The 22,560-nt window shown below is 68.4% G+C and carries 20 protein-coding genes; 10 read left to right on the forward strand and 10 right to left on the reverse strand.

Annotated elements, in window-relative coordinates:
* Positions 1–2 precede the first annotated feature (2 nt).
* The 6 genes from pepN to IPG65_RS13405 form a co-directional block, all read right to left on the reverse strand.
* Positions 3–2,708 carry an aminopeptidase N gene (gene pepN / locus IPG65_RS13380; protein ID WP_293190368.1) on the reverse strand — a complete coding sequence of 902 codons (2,706 nt, stop codon included), beginning with the start codon at positions 2,706–2,708 and terminating at the stop codon, positions 3–5.
* 83 nt (positions 2,709–2,791) lie between these two features.
* Positions 2,792–3,896 (reverse strand): peptide chain release factor 2 gene (gene prfB / locus IPG65_RS13385; RefSeq protein ID WP_293190370.1). Its coding sequence is split into 2 segments (ribosomal slippage): positions 2,792–3,814 and positions 3,816–3,896, totalling 1,104 coding nucleotides; the frame shifts between segments, so codons are not numbered across the junction.
* Between the two features lie 90 nt (positions 3,897–3,986).
* Positions 3,987–4,925 (reverse strand): alpha/beta hydrolase, encoded by a 939-nt coding sequence (locus tag IPG65_RS13390; protein ID WP_293190372.1) that lies wholly within the window; start codon positions 4,923–4,925, stop codon positions 3,987–3,989.
* A gap of 291 nt (positions 4,926–5,216) precedes the next feature.
* On the reverse strand, positions 5,217–7,289 hold the full coding sequence (locus IPG65_RS13395; RefSeq protein WP_293190374.1) for a hypothetical protein: 2,073 nt from the start codon (positions 7,287–7,289) through the stop codon (positions 5,217–5,219).
* 28 nt (positions 7,290–7,317) lie between these two features.
* Entirely contained in the window at positions 7,318–8,880 is a 1,563-nt protein-coding gene (locus tag IPG65_RS13400) for a serine hydrolase (RefSeq protein ID WP_293190376.1), read from the reverse strand.
* Positions 8,881–8,882: 2 nt separating this feature from the next.
* Positions 8,883–10,226, reverse strand: coding sequence for an alpha/beta fold hydrolase (locus IPG65_RS13405; RefSeq protein ID WP_293190377.1), 1,344 nt, complete (start codon positions 10,224–10,226; stop codon positions 8,883–8,885).
* Between the two features lie 297 nt (positions 10,227–10,523).
* Between IPG65_RS13405 and IPG65_RS13410 the strand changes: the two genes are divergently transcribed.
* Genes IPG65_RS13410 through IPG65_RS13420 form a run of 3 tightly spaced genes read left to right on the forward strand, consistent with a single transcriptional unit; the run spans position 10,524 to position 13,121 of the window.
* Entirely contained in the window at positions 10,524–11,513 is a 990-nt protein-coding gene (locus IPG65_RS13410) for an AraC family transcriptional regulator (RefSeq protein WP_293190379.1), read from the forward strand.
* Positions 11,514–11,566: 53 nt separating this feature from the next.
* Positions 11,567–12,625 carry an aldo/keto reductase gene (locus IPG65_RS13415; protein ID WP_293192962.1) on the forward strand — a complete coding sequence of 353 codons (1,059 nt, stop codon included), beginning with the start codon at positions 11,567–11,569 and terminating at the stop codon, positions 12,623–12,625.
* A gap of 4 nt (positions 12,626–12,629) precedes the next feature.
* The gene (locus IPG65_RS13420; protein WP_293190381.1) at positions 12,630–13,121 is read left to right on the forward strand and encodes an aminoacyl-tRNA deacylase; all 492 of its coding nucleotides are present in this window, start codon (positions 12,630–12,632) and stop codon (positions 13,119–13,121) included.
* 4 nt (positions 13,122–13,125) lie between these two features.
* Here IPG65_RS13420 and IPG65_RS13425 read toward each other — a convergent pair whose 3' ends face one another.
* A complete protein-coding gene (locus IPG65_RS13425; RefSeq protein WP_293190383.1) occupies positions 13,126–13,530 on the reverse strand; it encodes a hypothetical protein in 405 nt (134 codons plus the stop codon).
* A gap of 210 nt (positions 13,531–13,740) precedes the next feature.
* On the opposite strand from IPG65_RS13425, the gene IPG65_RS13430 reads away from it, so the two are divergent.
* From IPG65_RS13430 to IPG65_RS13445, 4 genes are all read left to right on the forward strand, one after another.
* The gene (locus tag IPG65_RS13430) at positions 13,741–14,232 is read left to right on the forward strand and encodes a hypothetical protein (protein WP_293190385.1); all 492 of its coding nucleotides are present in this window, start codon (positions 13,741–13,743) and stop codon (positions 14,230–14,232) included.
* A 689-nt stretch (positions 14,233–14,921) separates the two neighbouring features.
* A complete protein-coding gene (locus tag IPG65_RS13435) occupies positions 14,922–15,548 on the forward strand; it encodes a hypothetical protein (protein ID WP_293190387.1) in 627 nt (208 codons plus the stop codon).
* 103 nt (positions 15,549–15,651) lie between these two features.
* Positions 15,652–16,281 (forward strand): glycerol-3-phosphate 1-O-acyltransferase PlsY, encoded by a 630-nt coding sequence (gene plsY / locus IPG65_RS13440; RefSeq protein ID WP_293190389.1) that lies wholly within the window; start codon positions 15,652–15,654, stop codon positions 16,279–16,281.
* Complete coding sequence (locus tag IPG65_RS13445) at positions 16,278–16,634, forward strand: RidA family protein (RefSeq protein WP_293190391.1); 357 nt, start codon at positions 16,278–16,280, stop codon at positions 16,632–16,634. Before plsY ends, IPG65_RS13445 begins: the two co-directional genes overlap by 4 nt.
* A 154-nt stretch (positions 16,635–16,788) precedes the next feature.
* On the opposite strand, the gene IPG65_RS13450 is transcribed toward IPG65_RS13445, so the two are convergent.
* Positions 16,789–17,274: a YajQ family cyclic di-GMP-binding protein gene (locus IPG65_RS13450; RefSeq protein ID WP_293190393.1), complete on the reverse strand. Its 486-nt coding sequence runs from the start codon at positions 17,272–17,274 to the stop codon at positions 16,789–16,791.
* Between the two features lie 51 nt (positions 17,275–17,325).
* On the opposite strand from IPG65_RS13450, the gene murB reads away from it, so the two are divergent.
* Positions 17,326–18,378 (forward strand): UDP-N-acetylmuramate dehydrogenase, encoded by a 1,053-nt coding sequence (gene murB, locus IPG65_RS13455; RefSeq protein ID WP_293190395.1) that lies wholly within the window; start codon positions 17,326–17,328, stop codon positions 18,376–18,378.
* Positions 18,379–18,523: 145 nt separating this feature from the next.
* Positions 18,524–19,768 carry a hypothetical protein gene (locus IPG65_RS13460; RefSeq protein ID WP_293190397.1) on the forward strand — a complete coding sequence of 415 codons (1,245 nt, stop codon included), beginning with the start codon at positions 18,524–18,526 and terminating at the stop codon, positions 19,766–19,768.
* Positions 19,769–20,065: 297 nt separating this feature from the next.
* Here IPG65_RS13460 and IPG65_RS13465 read toward each other — a convergent pair whose 3' ends face one another.
* Positions 20,066–21,325, reverse strand: a complete 1,260-nt coding sequence (locus IPG65_RS13465; RefSeq protein ID WP_293190399.1) for an MFS transporter — start codon at positions 21,323–21,325, stop codon at positions 20,066–20,068.
* 5 nt (positions 21,326–21,330) lie between these two features.
* Complete coding sequence (locus tag IPG65_RS13470) at positions 21,331–21,648, reverse strand: pyrimidine/purine nucleoside phosphorylase (protein WP_293190401.1); 318 nt, start codon at positions 21,646–21,648, stop codon at positions 21,331–21,333.
* A 67-nt stretch (positions 21,649–21,715) separates the two neighbouring features.
* On the opposite strand from IPG65_RS13470, the gene IPG65_RS13475 reads away from it, so the two are divergent.
* Positions 21,716–22,552 (forward strand): RNA methyltransferase, encoded by an 837-nt coding sequence (locus IPG65_RS13475; protein WP_293192964.1) that lies wholly within the window; start codon positions 21,716–21,718, stop codon positions 22,550–22,552.
* Positions 22,553–22,560: the final 8 nt, after the last annotated feature.

Raw genomic sequence — 22,560 nt, forward strand, 5'->3', positions numbered from 1 at the left:
CTTCAGGCGCTGGTCGCGGGGGTGTCGGCGAGGGCGCGGGTGACGACCTCGCGCACGTCGTTGCTGAGATCGGCCTTGGCGGCGACGCGGGCGATGGCCTCGCGCGCGGCGCCGCGGTAGGGCTCGGCCAGGCGCGCCCAGGCGTCCATGGCGCGCGCCAGGCGGGCGGCGACCTGCGGGTTGAGGGCGTCCAGCTCCAGCACGCGGTCGGCCCAGAACAGGTAGCCGGCCGCGTCCCGGCGGTGGAAGGCGGCCGGGTTGCCGTGGCAGTAGCTGAAGATCAGGCTGCGCGCGCGGTTGGGCGTGCGCAGGCTGAAGTCGGCGTGGCGCATCAACTCGCGCACGGCGGGCAGCACGTCGCCGCCGCGGTCGGGCGCGCGCGCCTGCAGGGCGAACCACTTGTCCAGCGCCAGCGGCTCGTGGCGGAACAGCTCGTAGTAGCGCGCCAGGGCGCGGCCGGCCAGCGCGTGGCCGCCGTCCACCAGGGCGCGCAGCGCGTTCAGGCGGTCGGTCATGTTGCCGGCGGTCTTGACGTGCTGGTAGGCCTTGCCGGGCCACACCGGGTCGCCGCTGGCGCGCGCGCCCAGGCACAGCATGCGCAGCGCCAGGCCGGCGAGGGCGCGCCGGCCGCTGGAGACGGGGTCGGGCGTGTAGGCGCCGGTGTCGGCGTTGCCCTCGTAGGCCCACTGCCAGTCGGCCTGCAGCTCGGTGGCCAGTTGCAGCTCCATCGCGTCGCGCACGGCGTGGATGCGCTGGGGGTCGGCATCGTCCAGCTGCTCGGCGATGTAGTCCTCGCCCGGCAGGGTCAGCACCAACTGCTTGAAGGCGGCGTCCAGGCCGGGGTGGCGCAGCACCGCGCGCAGGGCCTGCATGCAGGCATCGTTCAGCGGCCTGACCGGCACCGGGACTGCACCGTCAGCTATCAGATCGAGAGCAATCCGCAGGGCGAGCCGCTGCCCGGCTTCCCAGCGGTTGAAGGGGTCGCCGTCGTGCGCCAGCAGGTGCATGAACTGGTCGGGGCCGTGGCCGGCGTCCAGCTCGACGGGAGCGGAGAAGCCGCGCAGCAGCGAGGGCACGGGCTCGGCGTCGATGCCGGTGAAGACGAGGGTGGCCTCGGCCTCGGTCAGCACGAAGGTGTCGCCGCCCAGCAGAGCGCCGTCCCGCGGCGCCAGGGGCAGCGCCTGCCCGTCGGGGCCGATCAGGCCCAGGCGGATGGGGATGACGAAGGGCTGCTTGCCGGGCTGGCCCGGCGTGGGCGGGCAGCGCTGCGCCAGCGCCAGCGTGTAGGTGCGCGCGGCGGCGTCGAAGCTGCCGCGCGCCTGCACCACGGGCGTGCCGGCCTGGCTGTACCAGCGCTTGAACTGGGGCAGCAGGCGCGCCAGCTCGCTGCCGGGGCTGGCGTCGGCCATGGCCTGGGCGAAGTCGTCGCAGGTGACGGCCTGGCCGTCGTGGCGCTGGAAGTACAGCGCCATGCCGCGCCGGAAGCTGTCGCGGCCCAGCAGGGTCTGGATCATGCGCACCACCTCGGCGCCCTTCTCGTAGATGGTGGTGGTGTAGAAGTTGCTGATCTCCAGGTACTCGTCGGGCCGCACCGGGTGCGCCATGGGGCCGGCGTCCTCGGGGAACTGCGCGGCGCGCAGGGCGATGACGTTCTCGATGCGCCGCACGGCGCGCGCACTGGGGGTGCCGGCCAGGTCCTCGCTGAACTCCTGGTCGCGGAACACCGTCAGGCCTTCCTTCAGCGAGAGCTGGAACCAGTCGCGGCAGGTGACTCGGTTGCCCGTCCAGTTGTGGAAGTACTCGTGGCCGATCACGCTTTCCACCGCGTCGAAGTCGCTGTCGGTGGCGGTGGCGGGCTTGGCCAGCACGTACTTGGTGTTGAAGATGTTCAGGCCCTTGTTCTCCATGGCCCCGGCGTTGAAGTCGCTGGTGGCGACGATCATGAAGCGGTCGAGGTCGAGCGAGAGGCCGAAGCGCGCCTCGTCCCACAGCACGGAGTGGATGAGCGAGTTCATGGCGTGCTCGGTCTGGTCCAGGTCGCCCGGGCGCACGTAGACCTGCAGCAGGTGCTCGCGCCCGGCGCGCGTGGTGATGCGCTGCTCGCGCGCCACCAGCCGGCCGGCGACGACGGCGAACAGGTAGCTGGGCTTCCTGTGCGGGTCGTGCCAGGTGGCGAAGTGGCGGCCGCCTTCCAGCTCGCCTTCGCCCACCAGGTTGCCGTTGGACAGCAGCACCGGCCAGCGCGCCTTGTCGGCGCGCAGGGTGACGGTGTAGGTGGCCATCACGTCCGGCCGGTCGAGGAAGTAGGTGATGCGGCGAAAGCCCTCGGCCTCGCACTGGGTGAAGAAGTCGCCGCCGCTCATGAACAGGCCCATGAGCCGGGTGTTCTTCTCGGGGGCGCAGGTGGTGAAGACCTCCAGGTCGAAGGGCTCGCCGCCCTCGGGCAGGTTCTCCAGCACCAGGGCGTCGCCCTCCATGCGGAAGGAGCAGCCCTGGCCGGCCAGCATCACGCGCGACAGGTTCAGCTCGTCGCCGTCGAGCCGCAGCGGCTGCGCCGGCACGTCCAGGTTGCGGCGCACGCGCATGCGGTTGAGCACCCGCGTCTTGCCCGGCTCCAGGTCGAGGGTGAGATCGACGTTGTCGATCCAGAAGGCGGGCGGGGCATAGTTCTGCCGGCGGGTGACGGCGGTGGTGTGTCCTTCACGCATCAAAGTATCCTTGCTTCAAAATCAATAGCTACCGGATAAATACCGGTGCGGGCTGGAGGCATAAAATGCTTGAAATCTGGGCATCACACCCCCTGCTTCAGGCTGGCCTCGATGAACGCGTCCAGGTCGCCGTCCAGCACTTTCTGCGTGTTGCTGATCTCGACGTTGGTGCGCAGGTCCTTGATGCGGCTGTTGTCCAGCACGTAGCTGCGGATCTGGTGGCCCCAGCCGACGTCGGTCTTGCTGTCTTCCAGCTTCTGCTGCTCTTCCTGGCGCTTGCGCATCTCGTGGTCGTACAGGCGCGAGCGCAGGCGCTTCCAGGCCACGTCACGGTTGCTGTGCTGGCTGCGGCCGTCCTGGCACTGCACCACGATGCCGGTGGGCAGGTGCGTCAGGCGCACCGCCGAGTCGGTCTTGTTGATGTGCTGGCCGCCGGCGCCGCTGGCGCGGTAGGTGTCGGTGCGCACGTCGGCGGGGTTGATGTCGATCTCGATCGAGTCGTCCACCTCGGGGTAGACGAACACGCTGGCGAAGCTGGTGTGGCGCCCGCCCGAGGAGTCGAATGGCGACTTGCGCACCAGCCGGTGCACGCCGGTCTCGGTGCGCAGCAGGCCGTAGGCGTACTCGCCCTCGACCTTGATGGTGGCGCCCTTGATGCCGGCGGTCTCGCCCGGCGTCTCGTCCTCGATGTCGGTCTTGAAGCCCTTGCGCTCGGCGTACTTCAGGTACTGGCGCAGCAGCATGCTGGCCCAGTCCTGCGCCTCGGTGCCGCCGGCACCGGCCTGGATGTCGAGAAAGCAGTTGCTCGGGTCGGCGGGCTGGTTGAACATGCGGCGGAACTCCAGCTCCTCCACCGTGGCGGCCAGCCGGGCCACGTCGTCGGCGATGGCTTTCAGGCCGGCCTCGTCGCCCTCGTCGCGGCTCATCTCGAACAGCTCGCCGCTGTCGGCCAGCTCGCGCGTCAGCTCGTCGAGCGTGACGACCACGCCGTCGAGCGCTTTCTTCTCCTTGCCTAGCTCCTGGGCCTTCCTGGGGTCGTTCCAGACCGTGGGGTCTTCGAGCGACGCATTCACCGTGCGCAGGCGTTCGGCCTTGGCAGGGTAGTCAAAGATACCCCCGGAGCTCGGCGGTGCGAGCGCTGAGGTCCTCGATGCGGGTGCCGATCTGGTTGATGTGTTCTGCGTCCATGGTGTGCTGCTTCCGGCGAAATCGGTGGAAAGGGCGCCCGGCGGGGGCGCGGAACCCGCGATTTTCTCACCAGCGGCGCCGGCCGGCCCGTCAGGCCTCCGCCAGGAACGCCTCGACCATGCGCGCCAGCCGCTCGGGCTGGTCGTGGTGCAGCATGTGGCCGCAGTCGGGCAGCGTTTCCAGCCGCATCCGCGGCACGGCCTTCAGGCGCTCGTGGAATTCGGCCAGCGTGTAGCGGCCTTTCCACCAGTGCGCCATGCTTTCGTCGCTGGCCTCGACCACCAGGGTGGGCGCCGTGATGGCGGCGTACAGCGCCAGCATCTCCTCGACCTGGAAGAGCTGCGCGTTGATGATGCGGTGCGCCGAGTCGCCCATGATCTCCCAGCGCGTGGCGCCGTCCTCGCCGGTGCGCGGCTCGGCCCAGTGCCGCGCCAGCCAGTCGGCCTTGTCCGGCGGCAGGCGGTGGTTGGTCTTCACCAATCGGGCGGCGACGCCGGCCGCGTCGTCGTAGCCGCGCAGCGCGCGCGCGCCCTGGTGCAGGGCCTTGATCTCGTCCAGCCACCGCGCGTAGCGGGCGGGCGCCTGCTTGGGGCGGGTGGCGGGCATGCCGAAGCCTTCGAGGTTGACCAGGCGGCGGATGCGCGCGGGCCGCACCCCGGCGTACATCATGGCGACGTTGCCGCCCATGCTGTGGCCGACCAGATCGACCTGCTGGCCGGGCGCGTAGTGGTCCAGCAGCCACTCCAGGTCGCCCAGGTAGTCGGCCATGGCGTAGTGGTCGCACGCCGGCCCGGTGGAATGGCCGAAGCCGCGCCAGTCCGGCGCGATGACCAGGCGGCCCTGCAGGAACGCGGGCGACAGCGCGTCCACCATGAACTGCCAGGACGCCGCCACGTCCATCCAGCCGTGCACCAGCACCAGCGGCGGCGGCGCGCCGCCCGGCTCGCCCCACAGGCGCACGTGGTAGCGGTGCAGGCGGACGGGAACGAACGCGCTGCGTGAAGGGCGGAGAACTTGATAGGTGGACATCGGCGCGGATCATAGGGCGCCGGCCGCGCGCCTGCAGGGCGGGCCGAGTGCGCGTGGCCGGCGGTGGGGGGCGGATCGGTCGAGGAATAACAGCCTTATTGACCTTCAGCCCGCGTCCTTGAAGCGGTGGAAGCTATTTTTATGATAGCGAATGCCGCAAGTCGCCAGCAGCAGTGCCAGCAGACACGCGCCCCACTGAGACAGCTTGGGATGGCTGTGGGTGCCGCCAGCGCGGCCGGGGCGCCGGCGTCCACGACGCTTGTCCCGCAAGCGCTGGAAGCGTTTTCGACCTTAAGGCAGGTACTGCACGGGAACGGGGTAGCTCAGGTGGTTCTTGATGGCCGCCTCGTCGTTCTCCCGGCTCTGGTTGGGATTGGCGCCGACGCACCAGGTGTCGGACTTGGGGTGCTTGGCGCCCTCCGGGGTCATGACGCTGCACGCGCTCTGATCGACGATGCTGGCCCGGTTGGACGGGCAGTTGGCCAGCGCGCCGGCGCAGGCGGCGAACTTTTCCTTGACGAGCAAGGTATAGACGTTGTCCTGCGCGTCGGTGAAACGCACCTTCATGGGGTACGAGGGCATGGTGCCCACGCGGAAGCCGACGATGCGGTTGGTGTCGGGCATGGCCACGTCCTGCTTGACCTTGTCGCAGTTCGGGTCGCTCGCGTCCTGGCCCAGCGAGCAGGCGCCGTACTTCTTGAGGAGCGGCTTGTTTTCGGGCACCCGGTCGGCGGGATTGCCCAGCAGCACGTCGAAGCCGTCGTGGTAGTTGAAGGCGCGCCCGTTCTCCAGCCCCTGCACGCCGCCCACGGTGAATACCAGGCCGTTGCCCAGCTCGCTCATGAAGCCCACGGCGTCATCCACCGAGAAGCCGTAGGCGCTCATGCCCAGGTCGTCGTGGATCAGCTTGACGTAGGGGTTGAAGGCGAGCTTGGGGTTGGCCTGGACGGCGCTCTGGCTGTAGTTGTATTGCAGGTCCTGGATGTACATGGCCTGCACGTAGGCGTGGTCGCGGCCCTGGGCCGTGGTGGCGCCCAGCTTGTTGTCGCCCGCGCCGCAGCCTTCGTTGTAGGGCACCCAGCCGTAGATGTGCTTGATGGCCTCCCAGTACTTGAACTCGGCGACGTGCGGCGGAATCTTGCCCGAGCCTTTGGGCTCGCCGGTGCATTGCTTGGCGTCGTACATCGCCAGGTACTTCTTGTGGTTCTCGGCGAAGAAGTCCTTGACGAGGGCCAGCTTGTCCCGCATCGCCTGCGGGGCGGGGCAGTCCTGGGGATATTTCTTGCTGGTGTAGGCGGAGATGTCCTCGCTGCCCCAATCGACGCACGAGCCCCACAGGTCCTGGATGTTCTGCACCGACTGGCCCCATTGCAGGGTGCGTTGCTCCTCGGGCGTGCATTGCTTGTCGAGGCACTTCTTCACCGTGAGCACCGGCGGGTTCTGGCCATCGGGCGGCTGCACGGGCACGTCGGGGTCCTGGATCAGGTAGCCGCCGCGCTGGGCAAAGATGTTGTAGCCGCCGGGCAGGCGCACTTCGCTCATGTTGTAGACCGGCCAGCCTTCGCCCAGGCCGTCCAGGAAGCTGCGCAGCGCCTTGCGGAACTCGGCAGGCTTTTGCACCGAGCCGCTGTAGCCGATGTAGGGGTTGTCCCTGGGGCCGATGGCCACGGGCATGTAGACGTGATCGACGTAGGAAATGTTGTAGCCCACGTTGGCGGGCTTGAGCAGCCGCGCGGCCTGCCCCGCGGGCACGTCGGAATCGCCGAAGGTGTATTCGGACAGTTGCGCGAAGGCGTCCTCGGGGAACTGCACCTTGCTGGCGTACGTCGTCAGCGTGCACGCCGTGCCCTGCGCCTGGCAGGCCACGTCGGCGGGGGTGGCCATGGGCTTGTCTTCGTCGTTGCGCAGGCGCTTGTCGCGGTCGGCCAGCAGCACGCGGCCGCCGTTCCACCAGGTGATGTACTGCTTGGGGCCGAGTTCGCTGTAGAGCGGCAGGGTGATGGTGACTTCGGAGCCGGGCGGAATGCCCTGGCCGTCGTTGACGTAGAGCTTGTAGACCACGTCGGTGGGCAGCGCCTCGGTGGTGCGCAGGCAGCCCTGAACCCACAGGTTCTCCGCATTGGTGCTGGTGGAGAGCACGGGGTAGATCTGCTCGTCGGCGTTGTTGCGGATGGTGATGGTCTTGGGCGCAACCGTCACGTCCTGCATGTCGTAGTCCTTGCAGACGACGGAGCCCTTGGGCGCGCCCGCGCCCGGCGGCGGCGCGGTTACGCCGCCGGGGCTGGAACCGCTGCCGCCGCCGCAGCCCGCCAGGGCAAGCGCCGCCAGCAGGGCCATGTGGGAAGGTGATGGGATGTTGTGCATTTCAGAGACTCCTTGTAGTTGCAGGCTGTTATTGGTCATCGGGCACGCGCTCGAAAAGCCCGTGCGCCAGGTCTTCGGCGTAGAACTCGACCTGCATCCGCCCCGGGCCGTCCAGGCTGAACTGAACGGCCGAGACGGAGCCGGGCGGGGCGTTTTCGCCCTGCAGGTCGAAGGCGAACAGGTCGCCGTCGCGGGGGCGCAGGCGGTGGCGCACCTGGGCGGGGCCGATGACGAGATCGAGCGCCGTGCCATCGGCGTTGAGCACCACCTGGGCATCGCCGTAATAGGCGTTGGCGTAGCGCCCGGCATAGCGGGCCAGCGGCTGGGGCGGCGCGGGATGGGCGGGCGCGGGTTGGCCGGCCAGGCGGCCCAGTGGGCGGTACATGTCGTGCATCCTGGCCTGCATGGCGGCCAGCCAGTCGGCGCTGGGCACGCCATCGGCCACATCGCCCAGGGCCTGCTCGCCAAAGGCCAGCGCAATGGCCTCGGCCAGGCCGCGCGGCTGGGCGTTGGTGAGCACGATGATGCCCAGATCGGCCTGCGGCCACAGGATGAAGGCGGTGTGCGCGCCCAGCAGGAAGGCGCCGGAGTGCGAGACGCTGGGGTGGCCGTGCGGATCGGGCCCGACGTTGAAGCCGTAGCCATAGGCGCCGCCGGGGCGGGCCGTCAGCGCCGCCTGCAGCGCGGCGGGGTGGACAAGTTGCCGCCCTTGCCACCGGCCCTGGGCCAGCACCAGCGCCATCCAGCGCGCCATGTCGGCCGCGCTGGCGCTGGCGCCGCCGGCGGGCGATTGCGCGTCGGGCTGGCGCGGGGGCTGCTGCACGGCGTAGCGGGCGGGCGACGCGCCGTAGCTGTCGTAGCTCAGGCCGATCTGCGCATGGCCCCAGGCGCGGTTGGCCTGGGCGGCCAGGTCGGCGTAGCGCGAGCTGGCGTGGGCCATGCCCAGCGGCTGGTACAGGGTCCGCTCGGACAGGGTGGGCCAGTCGGTGCCGCGCGCCTGCGCCAGGGCCTGCGCGGCGGCCGTCAGGCCGAAGTTGGTGTAGGCATAGCTGCCGTAGGGGTGGAGGGCGGCGTGGCGCAGGCGCTCCAGGATGGCATTGCGCGAGTAGCCCAGGTCCTCGAGCTGGTCGCCGGCGTGATCGGGCAGGCCGCTGCGGTGGGCGAACAGATCGCCCAGGCTCAGGCGGGCGTTGTCTTGCGCCTGAGGATAGGCCAGGGCGAAGTTTGGCAGCAGCCGCTGGATGGGCGTGTCCCACCCCACCGTGCCGCTGCCCATGTGTGCGGCCATGGCGGTGGCGGCCAGGGACTTGGACACCGAGGCGAGCGGGAACACCGTGTCGGCATCCACGGGCGCGTCGCTGTCCACCCGGCGCACGCCGAAGCCGCGGGCATACACCGTCTGGCCGCCATGCACCACCGAGACGGCCACGCCCGGCACGCCGGTGCGCGCCATCCATCGCGGTACCAGGGTGTCCAGCCGTGCGGCGGCCTGGCGCACCCGGCTGGCGTCGGGCGCACCGCCACCGCCGCAGGCGGCCACGGTGAGCACCAGTACAGCGGCGGCGAGGCGAGGAAGGCGCGGCAACCGCATGTTCAGGCTCCGAAAAGCTCGTCGAGCCAGTCCATCGACACGGCGGCGGAATAGGCCAGGTTGCCGGTCTGGCAGTGGCCTTCGGCCCCTTCCTCGGCGGTGAAGACGTGGCGCCAGGCCGGGCCGCCGACGGCGCGCACGAAGCGCTCGGACTGGGCCAGCGGCTCGGCGCCCTCGCCGGTGCCGACCAGGGCCAGCGACGGGCAGCGGATGCGGCGCAGGCGGGCGTCATCCACCCGGAAGTCGCGCAGGTGCTGGTAGGCCCCGCGCAGGCTCGCCTGGCCCAGGCGCACGATCAGGTTGCGCATCATTTCGCGCGTTTGCGCCGGGATGGCGCTATCGGGGATGTGGTCGATGTCCTCCAGCCGCACATCCTCGGCATCGGGCAGCAGGGCGGGGTCGAAGCCGACGAACGAGGCCATGTAGGCGTGCAGGTCGATGATGGGTGAGTTGGCGATGAGCGCGCGCACGCGCGGCTCGTGCGCGGCGATGCGGGTGGCGAAGTAGCCGCCGAAGCTGATGCCCATCAGCGCCACGCGGCGCGGGTCGGTCTCGCGGCGCGCCAGCACGTGGTCCAGCGCCAGCCGGCCCACGTGCTCGTATTCGGGGATGAAGTGCATGCCTGGGTCGAAGCGCAGCGTGTCCATCTGCCCCGGACCGGTGAACAGCAGCAGGTGGTAGCCGCGCTCCAGCGCCGCGCGGCCGTAGGACAGCCAGGTTTCCTCCAGCGTGCCGTCGTAGCCGCTGATGAGCAGCAGTGTCTTGCCGCGGCGTCTGAGCCTGCCGTAGAGGTTGTGTGGGTCGGGCGCGCGCACGTAGTACGCCGGCAGTGGTGTGCCGCCGAAGGGCAGAAAGACTTCCTCCACGTCCCCGCCCTGCCCACGCAGGGCGGCCAGGAAGCATTCACGGCTCTTGCGGCCCAGGCGCGCGTGCTCGGGATCCAGCACGCCGCAGTAGTACTCGGCGGCGCGGTAGCTGTTGCAGGCCACCAGGTACTGCTCACGCGCGCTGACGGCGTGGCCCCGCTGGGCACGGGCCTGGGCGTCGGCCTCCTGGCGCTGGGCAGCGGCGGCGAACTCCGTCACCCAGCTGGCCGGGATGCCGTTCTGTATGCGCTGCGCCAGCGCCAGGCACTCGCCCACCGAGGCGCCCCCGTAGCGCGCCGTGCCCAACTGGCGCATCAGCTGGTAGTCCATCTCGGCGTTGGCAAAGCCCGCCACGCGGGTGCTGCCGCGCTCCATCTTGTCGGCAGGCTGGGGCTGCGCCAGCACGGGCAGGACCCAGCTGGCGGCGGCAGCGGCCATGAAGTGGCGGCGGCGTGGCAAAGGGATGCGCAGGTCTTTCATGACGGTCTCCGGTTTTTCCCGTGGGCGCTGGCGCAGGCCAGCAGCGCGGCGGCAAACATGAGGGATTTCCAGGAAGGATGGCGCATGATGTCGGTTCTTGAGATGCTCTTGTTTTAATAGCTGTCCGTGCTTTCATGGCAAGCGCTGGAGGCCTAAATACTTTGTTTATCGACAGATCGGGCGGGGCTCTGAAAAGTCTAGATACAGATATTTGCCGGCCGTGGGCCATGTTCGGGGCCGGCATCCCAGGTTGAGGGAATGCGTCCCGAGTATCGGACTGTAACTATAATTCGGCGCATGCTGTCTTCCCAGCCGACACCCCTGTTGGCCCACTTCCACACCGGCGACCTGGAGCCGTCCGTGCGCAGGGAGGCGTGGAGCGACATCGCCCACCGCTACGTGGATTTCCGCCCCGCGCCCGACGTGCCGCTGGAGGCCGAGCTGACCATCCTGGCCAGCGACGCCTGCACCCTGGGCACCACGCGCTCGTCGGCCTACGAGATGCGCACCGGCTCGCACCGCGCGCAGCCCGACGACATGGTGGCGCTGACCCTGATGCAGTCCGGCGACCTGCTGCCGGACGCCTACCCACGCAAGCGGGCGGGCGCCCTGAGCCTGTGCGCTCCGCGCGAGGCGGGCGCGTTCCGCTGGGGCCAGGGCGCGCGCCAGGTCTTCCTGACCTTGCCGCGCCGCGACGTGGCCGCCGCGCTGGGGCGCGAGCCCCGCACCCTGCTGCTGACGGCGCAATGCGCGCTGGCCCCGGCGCTGGCCAGCCAGATGAACCACATGGCCCTGCTGCTGGGCCAGAGCGACGCCGTGGACGCCACCGAATACGCCGGCCTGCTGGACGCCACGCGCGCCCTGGCGCTGCTGACGCTGCGCAACCTGGGCCGCCAGGGCGCGGGCGTCGACCTGCCCGACCCGACCGAGAGCCTGCACGCCGGCCGCCACGCGGCGGCGCTGCGCTTCATGGCGCAGCACGCGCAGCGCCACGACCTCGACGCCGCCGCCATCGCGCGCGGCGCGGGCTGCTCGCGCTCGCGGCTGTACGAGGCGTTCACTGCGCAGGGCCAGACGGTGATGGGCACGCTGCGCGAACTGCGCATGCAGCGCGCCCGGGCGCTGATCGAGCAGGACCGCAAGCTGCACGTGGGCGCGCTGTCGTGGCGCTGCGGGTTCGCGGATCAGTCGGACTTCAGCAAGCTGTTCAGGGCGCGCTTCGGACTGTCGCCTTCCGACTGGCACCGGCGGGCGTGGGCCGACCCCGGCGTCCAGTCGGCCGCCTGAGGCCCGGCGCGGCGGCGGACGGGCAGGGCGGCGTACTAGACTTGCCGCCCATGATGAACACACTCACCCTCGGCGCCAGCGATCTGCGCGTCACCCCCATTTGCCTGGGCACCATGACCTTCGGCGAGCAGGTGGGCGAGCCGGACGCCCACGCCATCCTCGACCGCGCCATCGAGCGCGGCGTCAACTTCATCGACACGGCCGAGATGTACGCGGTGCCGCCGCGCGCCGAGACCTACGGCGCCACCGAGGCCATCATCGGCCGCTGGCTGGCGCGGCGCCCCGGCCTGCGCGGGCGCATCGTGCTGGCCAGCAAGGTCGCCGGCCCCTCGCGCGGCATGCCCTGGGTGCGCCAGGGCCTGGGGCTGACACCCGCCGACATCGTGGCCTCCTGCGACGCCAGCCTGAAGCGCCTGCGGACCGACGTCATCGACCTCTACCAGATCCACTGGCCCGAGCGCCACGTGCCCGCCTTTGGCGGCCTGTACTACGACCCGGCCAAGGAAGTGACGCAGACCCCCATCCGCGAGCAGCTCGACGCCCTGGCCGGGCTGGTGCGCGCCGGCAAGGTGCGCCACGTTGGCCTGTCCAACGAGACGCCCTACGGCGTACACGAATTCGTGCGCCTGGCCGAGCAGCACGGCCTGCCGCGCATCGCCAGCACGCAGAACCCCTACGCCCTGATCAGCCGCACCTACGACAACGGCCTGGACGAGACCTGCCACCGCCTGAACGTGAGCCTGCTGGCCTATTCGCCCCTGGCCTTCGGCCTGCTGACGGGCAAGTACGACGCCACCGGCATCCACGCCGCCGACGCGCCGCGCGGCCGAATGAGCCTGTTCGACCGCATGAAGAACCAGCGCTGGGGCCGCCCCGCCGCGCTGGAGGCCGCACGCCGCTACAACCAGTTGGCGCACGGCCACGGCCTGACGCCGACGCAACTGGCGCTGGCCTTCTGCTACCGCTCCTGGCGCGTGGCCAGCACCATCATCGGCGTGACCTCCATGGCGCAGCTCGACGAAGACCTGGACGCCTGGAGCGTGCAACTGTCGCCCGAGATCCTGGCGGCGGTGGACGCCATCCGGCTGGAGCTGCGCGACCCCGCGAATTGAGCCCGTGGCCAAGCCCGTCCGCGTCAGCGAAACGCCGGCCACCGCGCTGCTGCGCGCGCACGGCATCGCTTTCACCGAGCACCCCTACGAATACGTCGAGCACAGCGGCGCCGAACACAGCGCCGAGGTGCTGGGCTTCGACCCCTTCAGCGTGGTCAAGACGCTGGTGATGCAGGACCAGGACACCCGGCCGCTGATCGTGCTGATGCACGGCAACCGCAAGGTCAGCACCAAGAACCTGGCGCGCCAGATCGGCGCCAAGTCGGTCGAGCCCTGCAAGCCCGAAGTCGCCAACCGCCACAGCGGCTACCTGGTGGGCGGCACCTCACCCTTCGGCACGCGGCGCGCCATGCCGGTGTACGTCGAATCGACCGTTCTCGATCTGCCGCGCATCGCGATCAATGGCGGGCGGCGCGGTTACCTGATTGGCATCGAGCCACGGGTGTGCATGCAACTGCTGGGGGCCAAGCCCGTGCAGTGCGCGATCGAGCTGTAGCGGCTCAGGCGTCGGTCCGCGCCGGCCGATCGTCGCCCAGCAGCACGGCGACGAGTTCGCGCACCAACTGAAACTGCCTGGCGTTCAGCCGGTCCATGTCCTCGACCAGCGCCTGTCGCGCAGCCGCCACGTCGCCAGTTGCCGGGGCCGCTGCGCTGGCTGAGCCTTCGCCGAACCGCAGCCATTCGGCCGGCACGCGCAGCCACTGGGCCAGCACCTGGATGCGTGCCTGAGTGGGAATGGCCTCGCCAATCAGCCATTTGCGTGCCGCGTGCAATGTGATCCCGCGCTCGCTGCGCAGGTTGAATTCCCGTGCCAGCCCCGACGCACCCAGCGCTTTCCAGCCGGCCTGATCGAGCGCCTGGCGAAGGCGCTGACTGAAGCCTTCCTGCTCGCTCACCGTGTTCATCGTGGGGATGGTGGCGATGGGTTGACAGATAGTCAGTCAAAAAAACTTGATCAATTGTAAATTCTCGATGCAGAATACGTCCTGATACAGAAAGTCAGGAGGGGTCGCCGCGCATCGTCGAGCTGGGAACGAAGACCCAGGCCAGCAACATGAACTGGCTGCCGTGCCCGCAATTGGCCGATCTCAATGTCATCAACTTGGAGGATTGAAATGACGAACGGATGGAAAACATGGGCGCCAGCACGCTGCGGCCGGCTGCTCTTGCTGTGTGTCGGCCTGGCCGTCGCGCAAACAGCGCTTGCGGAGCCCTCGGAGGCCCAGATGCGGGCGGCGATCGAGGCGAAGTTCGGCAACGTCAACGCCGGCGCCGACGAAACGGCGCAGCGCTGCAACAACCGTGAATACAACCGCGGCCAGGGCGATCCGGTGCTGGCGATGCAGTGCCTCGCGTACGGCATCGGCGGTGGCGTGACCAATGGCGGGCGCAATGCGCGCGCGCCGCAGTTCAAGCTGACGCGCTTCGAGAAGATCGCGTGCGAGAAGGCGCAGGGCAAGGCCGGCTACCTGTGCGACTACGTCATGGGCTATGGCAGCAACATGGCGAGCAACTCGCCGGCCATCGAAGGAATGATGCGCAGCGGCGCGGCGACCCAGGGCCGCTTTGTCAAGCGTGACGGCGGCTGGATTGCGCTGGACAACTGAACCAGGCTCCCTGAGAAGCGCCATGCAGTCCCTTTCTTTTGGGGTTGGGTCGCATGCTTGCATCGCAGACGCTTGGCGTCGGGGAAACAGCCTTCTTTGGCGGTATTGCCGACCCTGGACAGCCTTTCAACGAAACGGCGGTACTCATGCCGTGCGTGTCCGATAAACGCTTGCGGCCGGAGGTGGGTTTCCACCCCAAGAAAAGTATTTTGTCGGGCAGTTGAAAAAACTTTAGAACAGTTCTGTCAGAAACAAAAGGAGAAAAAATGAGGCTATTCACTTGGACTTGGCTGAGCGCCGGCATCCGCCGTGCCTGCGTGTCCTCAATCTAGTTGTTCAGCCGAATTGATGACATCCTGAAGAACCTGGCGCCGCCGAGGCCTGCTGGGCGGAAATCCGAAGCTGGAATTCAAGACAAAAAGAGGAAACCGAGAATGAGGAATGGAAAGATGACCTTGCTGGGGGCGCTGGTCGTCGCCACGCTGGCGGCTTGCGGCGGCGATGGCGATGGCGATGGATCGGATTCGGCGCCGCCGCCGTCGGGTGCACCGGCTCCCGCCCCCGCCCCCAGTCCGGCACCCGCCCCGGCACCTGCACCTGCACCTGCACCTGCACCTGCACCAGGGCCGGCATCCCAGGCTGGGTCAGGGCGCGATTGCGTCAACCCAGACCTTCACAAGGTGGGCACGGTGTACTCGTACGAGGTACGGAACAGCGGGGCCGAGAACGGGGAGTCGCTCTGGGAGCATGCCGTCAAGCGCGAAGCCGAATTCAATGGTTATGCCGGGTCGGTGGAGCACGAGATCAAGACCACGATAAAGCCGGCGGGACAACCGACGAGGAGCGGTCTTCAATATCTCTATGAGCGCCTGGCGGAATCGACCGTTTTCCGCTATGGCATGGTGATTCCCACGGTGCTCGGCCAAGGCATTCCCGATGTGGTGATCACCACGGTGTACGAGCCGCCTGTCGGGTTCAGGGCGCTGGCGCTGGGTGTCGGCGAGTCTTATGCTCTCGAGTTGCAGGGCACGGTTTCCGCCACCGGCGGTCCGACCGGAAGCGTGCCTCCGGTTCAGCTTTCCGAGCACTGGACGGAAACCTACTTGGGCCAGGAGACCGTCACGGTGCCGGCGGGTACGTTCACCACGTGCAAGGTCTGGACCCAAGTCATCGGGACTGACAGCGATGTCATTAATTGGGTGGCCAAGGGTTCCGGGTTGCCGGTGCGTAGTCTTCAGCGCGCGGAGGGCAAGGAATGGCTGAGCGAATTGCTGCCCGGCGCTACCCTCAACGGCGAGCCGATCCGCATCGAGTGAGCATGGCCGCCATGGCGGCCGTACCCCATCCGGGTTCACTGGCAAAATAGCCATCTGGTCCGCGCCGATCCATCGCGGACAGCTATTGATTCAGGAGTAACCCGTGAACTCTCTCGGCCCCTTGCTGGCGGCCCTGGCCGCCTACCTGGTCGGCTCGCTCAGCTTCGCCGTCATCGTCAGCCGCGCCATGGGCCTGGCCGACCCGCGCACCTTTGGCAGCGGCAACCCCGGCGCTACCAACGTGCTGCGCTCCGGCTCCAAGGCGGCGGCCGTCGTCACGCTGCTGCTCGACGCCGCCAAGGGCTGGCTGCCGGTGATGCTGGTCAAGTGGTTCGGCCCGGCCTACGGGCTGGGCGAGGGCACGCAGGCGCTGGTGGGCGTAGCGGCTTTCCTGGGACATTTGTGGCCCGTGTTCTTCCGCTTCCATGGCGGCAAGGGCGTGGCCACGGCGGCGGGGGTGCTGCTGGCCTTCGAGCCGTGGCTGGGCGTGGCGACGCTGGCCACCTTCCTCATCATCGCCATGTTCTTCCGCTATGCGTCGCTGGCGTCCATGGTGGCGGCGGTGTTCGCGCCGGCCTACTACCTGCTGGGCGACGGCGTGGGGTGGGCCGCCTCGGGCGCCAAGACGCTGGCCATGGCGGCCATGGGCGTGCTGCTGCTGGTGCGCCACCGCGAGAACATCCGCCGCCTGCTGGCCGGCACCGAATCGAAACTGGGAGCGAAGAAGCCATGAGCAGCACCATCACCCGCCTGTGCGTGTCGCGGCGCTACAGCGAGGCCGCCGTGTTCAACGGCATCGTGTACCTGGGCGGCATGGTGCCCGAGAGCGGCGCCACCGACATCCGCGGCCAGACCGCCGACGTGCTGGCGCAAATCGACGCCCACCTGGCCGCCTGCGGCAGCGACAAGGCGCGCATCCTGCGCGTGCAGATCTTCCTGGCCGACATCGCCGACATCGGCGCGATGAACGAGGTGTGGGACGACTGGGCCGCCCCCGGCCACGCGCCGCCGCGCGCCACCGTGCAGGCGGCGCTGGCCGACCCGGCGTGGCGCATCGAGGTGGTGGTGACCGCCGCGCAGCGCTGACGATATTGCTATATTAATAGTAGCTACAGACCCAATACCGGCGCCGGCTAAGGCCAGATTTGGCCTTGAAATCGCCCGTCGACGCCGGGCGAGCGTGAACTGGTCGGCAGCGCGCTGACCGCGGCGGCCCACCAGGATTTGGTGGCCCGCTTCCTCAGTCCCGGAAGTTGTCGAAGGACAAGGGCAGATCGGCCATCTCCTTGCGCACCAGCGCCATCACGGCCTGCAGATCGTCGCGCTTGGGCGCGGTGACGCGCACCGCGTCGCCCTGGATGGCGGCCTGCACCTTCAGCTTGCTGTCCTTGATGAGCTTCTGGATCTTCTTGCCGTCCTCGGTGGCGATGCCGTTGCGCACCTTGATGGCCTGCTTGACCTTGTCGCCGCCGATCTTCTGCACCGCGCCCTTGTCCAGGAAGCGCACGTCCACGTTGCGCTTGGCCAGCTTGTTGCGCAGGATTTCCTCCACCTGTTGCAACTGGAAATCGGCGTCGCCGAAGACGGTGATCTCCTTGTCCTTCAGCTCGATGGCGGCGGACGTGCCCTTGAAGTCGAAGCGCGTGCCGATCTCCTTGGCGGCGTTCTCCACCGCGTTTTTCACTTCCACCATGTCGGGTTCGCAGACCGTGTCGAAGGAGGGCATGGGTACCTTTTGCTGTCGGATTGAACGAATGACGAATGCGACAATTCTCCCATGATCGTGGAACGCAACGTGCCCCTGCAGCCGCTCAACACCTTCGGCATCGCCGCGCGCGCCGGCGCGCTGGTGCGGGTGCGCGGCGAGGCCGACGTGCGCGCGCTGCTGGCGCAGCCCGAGCTGGCGCCGCAGCCCAAGTTCATCCTCGGCGGCGGCAGCAACATCGTGCTGACGGGCGACGTCAAGCCCGTGGTGCTGAAGGTCGAGGTGCCCGGCCGCCGCGTGGCCGGCGAGACGGCGCGCCACACCATCGTCGAGGCTGGCGCGGGCGAGAACTGGCACGACTTCGTCGGCTGGACGCTGGATCAGGGCCTGCCCGGCCTGGAGAACCTGGCCCTCATCCCCGGCACCGTCGGCGCCAGCCCGGTGCAGAACATCGGCGCCTACGGGGTCGAGCTGCAGGACCGCTTCCACTCGCTCGACGCCATCGACCTGCGCACCGGCGAGCTGTTCACGCTGGACGCGGCGCACTGCGGCTTCGGCTACCGCGACTCGGTGTTCAAGCACGCGCCCGCGCAGCCCGGCGGCCTGGGCCTGGCCGGCCGCGCGCTGATCCTGCGCGTGCGCCTGGCCCTGCCCAAGGCGTGGCAACCCGTGCTGGGCTACCTGGACCTGGAGCGCCGGATGCAGGAGACCGGCATCACCCAGCCCGGCGCGCGGCAGATCCACGACTGGATCGTCGCCATCCGCCGCGCCAAGCTGCCCGACCCGGCCGTCATCGGCAACGCCGGCAGCTTCTTCAAGAACCCCACCGTCACCCCCGAGCAGTGCCAGGACATCATCGGCCGCGACCCCAAGGTGGTGCACTACCCCATGCCCGACGGCAGCGTCAAGCTGGCCGCCGGCTGGCTCATCGACGCCTGCGGCTGGAAGGGCAAGAGCGTGGGCAACGCGGCCGTGTACGACCGGCAGGCGCTGGTGCTGGTCAACCGCGGCGGGCCTGAGCGGCCGGCCACGGGGGGCGAGGTGATGACGCTGGCGAAGGCGATTCAGACCAGTGTGTATGAGCGGTTCGGGATTCGGCTGGAGCCGGAGCCGGTGGTGGTGTAGAGGTTGGCGGGTTTCGGCCACTTGCGATCGTAGGCGACTGGCTCGTATCTGGAAGCCAATCATGGATCGAGAAGGGTATTAACGGTACCCACCCGTAAAATTAGAAAATTCAGTGCGTCAAGTAATCAGTAAGGAAGATGGTTCCGTGAGCTTGGCACTAGAGAAAATTAAAGCAGCCGCGTTCGGTGGCACCCTTGCTTACGAAATGGCCCGAATGGAAGAGGAGCGGTCGTCCTGGCGCAAGGCCATGCTCGAAACCGACCTCATCGGCAAGCAGGTGCGAGAGCTTGCAGAGAGCTCAGCCTATGCACAGGTGGCGAAGGAACTCAAAGCCTTGCAATCGCCTGCCATGTTCATTGCCCAGCAGTACCAAGACCTCTTGGGGCCTAGCTCTGCCATTGAGTCTGCCTTTAAATCCTGGCAGGAGTCCGAGCGTGTCCAGATGAAGCAGATGCGAAAGATGTTCGATCCGATGGCCGACATTCGCAAAAGCGTTCTGGGGGACACCTCCACGCAGCAGTTCATCAAGGAGCTCACGGAAGGCAGCTCCGTCCGCGACTACGCGAAAGAGATTGCGGAGCGGCCTTTGGGCATTGGGTCGGTGGCCCAGATGCTGGCACAGCAGGCAGAGGACTCTCGGGCTCAGACGAAGAGGCTTTTTGAAGACCTGGGTGTGGGTCGCAGCATCCAGAGCTACCTAAAAGACTTCGAGCACATCAACAAGCAGTGGACGGTGCCTAATGAAATTCTAGGCATCGTAGGCTCATTTAAAGAGCTTCAGGACCAGCTTGGTAATGTCGCGTTGCCCACCATCGATTGGGGCTCAGCAGCCGCTTTGGCAAAGGCGCTGGGACCCGATGGCATCCAAGAGCAATTGGCCCTGCTGGGCATCGAGCCAGACGGCTCCATGCACGAGCCTGCTGAGAAGCCCGAGAGAGGGCTACTCAGTCGCAAACAATCGGATGCAGTGGCTTTGGTGAGCTTGCTGCTGGGCATCCTATTCTTCCTCTATCAGGAAATTTCGAGCCAGCAGGACAAGGCCAAGACGGAGGCCTTTCAAATGCAAACCACGGCCACCTTGCAGGTGCAGACGCAGCAGATTCAGGCCCTCACTGTCCTGATTGAAAAAGCCTTGGTTCAGACAGCACAGGAACCCGAAGAGCGCTTTGTCATGCGTGAACGTCCTGCCACTGTCCGTCTAAAACCCGAACACGGATCAGCCGTGGAGGGGAAGCTCATGCCCAATGAGGTGGTGCGAGCCATAGAAAAAGACGGCAAATGGGTTGAGATCGAGTATTACCACTGGCTGCATGAGGAGTACCGCACGGGCTGGGTTATGAAGAAATACCTAGAGCGCGTTCCTGCCAACTATCTCAAGGCCAAACCGTAGGCGCCGTTGGGCAGAGGCCATGCGAGTAAACGCGGGGAATGTCAGCTCTTCTCAATTTTTGATCTTGAGCCGCCGCTTTTGTAGTAGTCAACCGGGTGGACGACGGCTTTCTCGTCCCACTGAGCAACCACGGGTTGTGATGTGACGAGAGTACCCAGGTGAGATCGGATCAAACCGTTAGTGGTCATTAAGCCGGTAATCACCGCTGACCTGTGTACGACAGCTATCTGGCTTTGAATTCAACGTTCGCAAGGAGGCACTAGGTCGATCTCGGTATTGCACCGTCAGCGTTGCCTTTCACCCCGCCTCAACCATCCGCCCCGTCCCCCTCCGCGTGCGGAAAAACAACCACCCCGCAATGCTCATGTTCAGCAGATTCCACCCGATCCCATTCAGGAACGCCGCCCGGTAGCTGCCCGTCAGGTCGAACACCCACCCCGACATCCAGCCGCCCAGCGCCATGCCCACCATGGTGGCCAGGATGACCGCGCCCACGCGCGCGCCGGCCTCGCTGGTGGCGAAGTGCTCGCGCACGATGATGGCGTACGACGGCACGATGCCGCCCTGGAACAGGCCGAACAGGGCCGACACCACGTACAGCGGCACCAGCCCGTCGAACGGCAGAAACATCAGCAGCGCCACGCCCTGCAGCACCGAGCCCAGCAGCAGCGTGCGGATGCCGCCGATGCGGTCGCAGATCAGGCCCGAGACGAGGCGGCTGGCGATGCCGCACAGCAGCATCAGCGACAGCATGCGCGCGCCCTGCGCGGCGCCGTAGCCCAGGTCGGTGCAGTAGGCCACGATGTGCACCTGCGGCATGGCCATGGCCACGCAGCAGGCCACGCCGGCCAGGCACAGCAGCGCCTGCGCGTGCGCGGGCGGCAGGCCGAAGGGGCGCTCGGGCGGGTAGGGCGAGGCGCGCGGGGCGTGGCCCGCCGCCGCCACAGCGGCCTCGGTCGGCTGCGCGGGCGGGCGCTGTCGCATGCGCAGGGCCAGCAGCGCCATGCCGAGGCCGCAGCCCAGGCCCAGCGCGATGTAGGTGGGCCGCCAGCCGAAGTGCTCGATGCCCCATTGCGCCAGCGGCGGCCACAGCGCGCCGGCCACGTAGTTGCCGCTGGCGCAGATGGCCACCGCGATGCCGCGCCGCTTGTGCCACCACAGGGTGGTGTCGGCCATCAGCGGCGCGAAGGTGGCGGCGCCGCCCAGAAAGCCCAGCAGCGCGTGCGCGGCGCCAAAGCTCCACACGCTGCCCGACGCGGCGGCCGACAGGTAGCCGGCGCACACGGCCAGCGCGCCCACCTGCAGCACGCGGGCGATGCCGTGGCGGTCGGCTTGCCGGCCCATCATGATGCCGCCCAGGCCCAGGCTCAGCATCATCAGCGTGTACGGCAGCGACGCCGCGCCCCGGCCGACGCCGAACTCGGCCTGCACGGCGGGCAGCACCACCGACACCACGTACATGCTGCTGTTGCCCAGCGCCACCAGCCCCAGCGTGGTGGCCAGGCGCCAGGCGGCGGTGCGCGAATCGATCAGGCTGGGGTCGGCGGCGGCGGACATGCGTTCTATGCGTAGCGGCAGATGTAGTGGTACGCCTGGGCCACGCGGATGTCGAAAGACGAATTGGCCGGGATGGCGAAGGTGTCGCCGGGGCCGGACTGCTGCCATTCATCGCTGCCGGCCAGCCGGTACTCGCACGAGCCGGCCACGCATTCCATGGTCTCGGCCGCGCCGGTGGTGAAGGTCAGGGTGGCCGGCAGCACCACGCCCACGCTCTGGCGCGAGCCGTCGGCCAGGGTGAAGCCGTGGGAGACGCACTTGCCGTCGAAATAGACGTTGGCCTGGGTGGTGAGCGTGGCGGCGGCGATGGTGTCGGTGGTCATGGCGCGGGGAGGTCGGATGAAAGCCGCCGATGTTAGCCGCCCGGCGACAATCGCCGCCATGACCCCCGTGCGCACCCGCTTCGTGCTGATCGAGACCAGCCACGCCGGCAACGTGGGCGCCGTGGCGCGCGCCATGAAGGTGATGGGCTTCGACGACCTGGTGCTGGTCGCCCCGCGCTGGCCCGACGTGCTGAGCCGCCCCGAGGCCATCGAGCGCGCCAGCGGCGCCACCGACGTGCTGGCGCGCGCCCGCGCCGTGCCCACGCTGGACGAGGCGCTGGACGGCATGACCCACCTGTGCGCCACGGCGATGACGCCGCGCGACTTCGGCCCGCCCACGCGCGCGCCGCGCGAATACTTCGATTTGCTATTGAATAATGAGCTGCCGGCGCAATACCCGAGCGGGCTGGAGGCCGCAAACGCTCAAAATCCACCGCCCGAGGGCGTGGCCTTCCTGTTCGGCAGCGAGCGCTACGGCATGAAGAACGACGACGTGTACCGCTGCCACGTCGCCCTCAGCATTCCCACCGACCCGGCCTACGGTTCGCTCAACATCGCGGCGGCGGTGCAGCTCATCGCCTACGACTGGCGGCTGGCGCTGGACGCGCACCACGGGGGCTGGGCGGCCCGGCCGCCGGCCGGCGTGCCGGCGCACCGGCCGGCCGATGCCGCGCAGGTGGCCGGCCTGCTGGCGCACTGGGCGCGGGCGCTGGCGGACATCGGTTTTCTCGACCCCGCCGCGCCCAAGAAGCTGATGCCGCGCCTGGCCCAGCTCTTCAACCGCGCGCAACCGAGCGCGGAGGAAATCCACATCCTGCGCGGCATCGCCCGCGCCATGCAGCGTGCCCACGCGGCGGACGAGGTTGCGCCGACGGCACCGGCGGCCGGCCAGCCGCCGCGCTAGACTCGCCC

Origin of the sequence: Ottowia sp., assembly GCF_016703145.1 — a bacterium.
Classification (GTDB): Bacteria; Pseudomonadota; Gammaproteobacteria; order Burkholderiales; family Burkholderiaceae_C; genus Ottowia.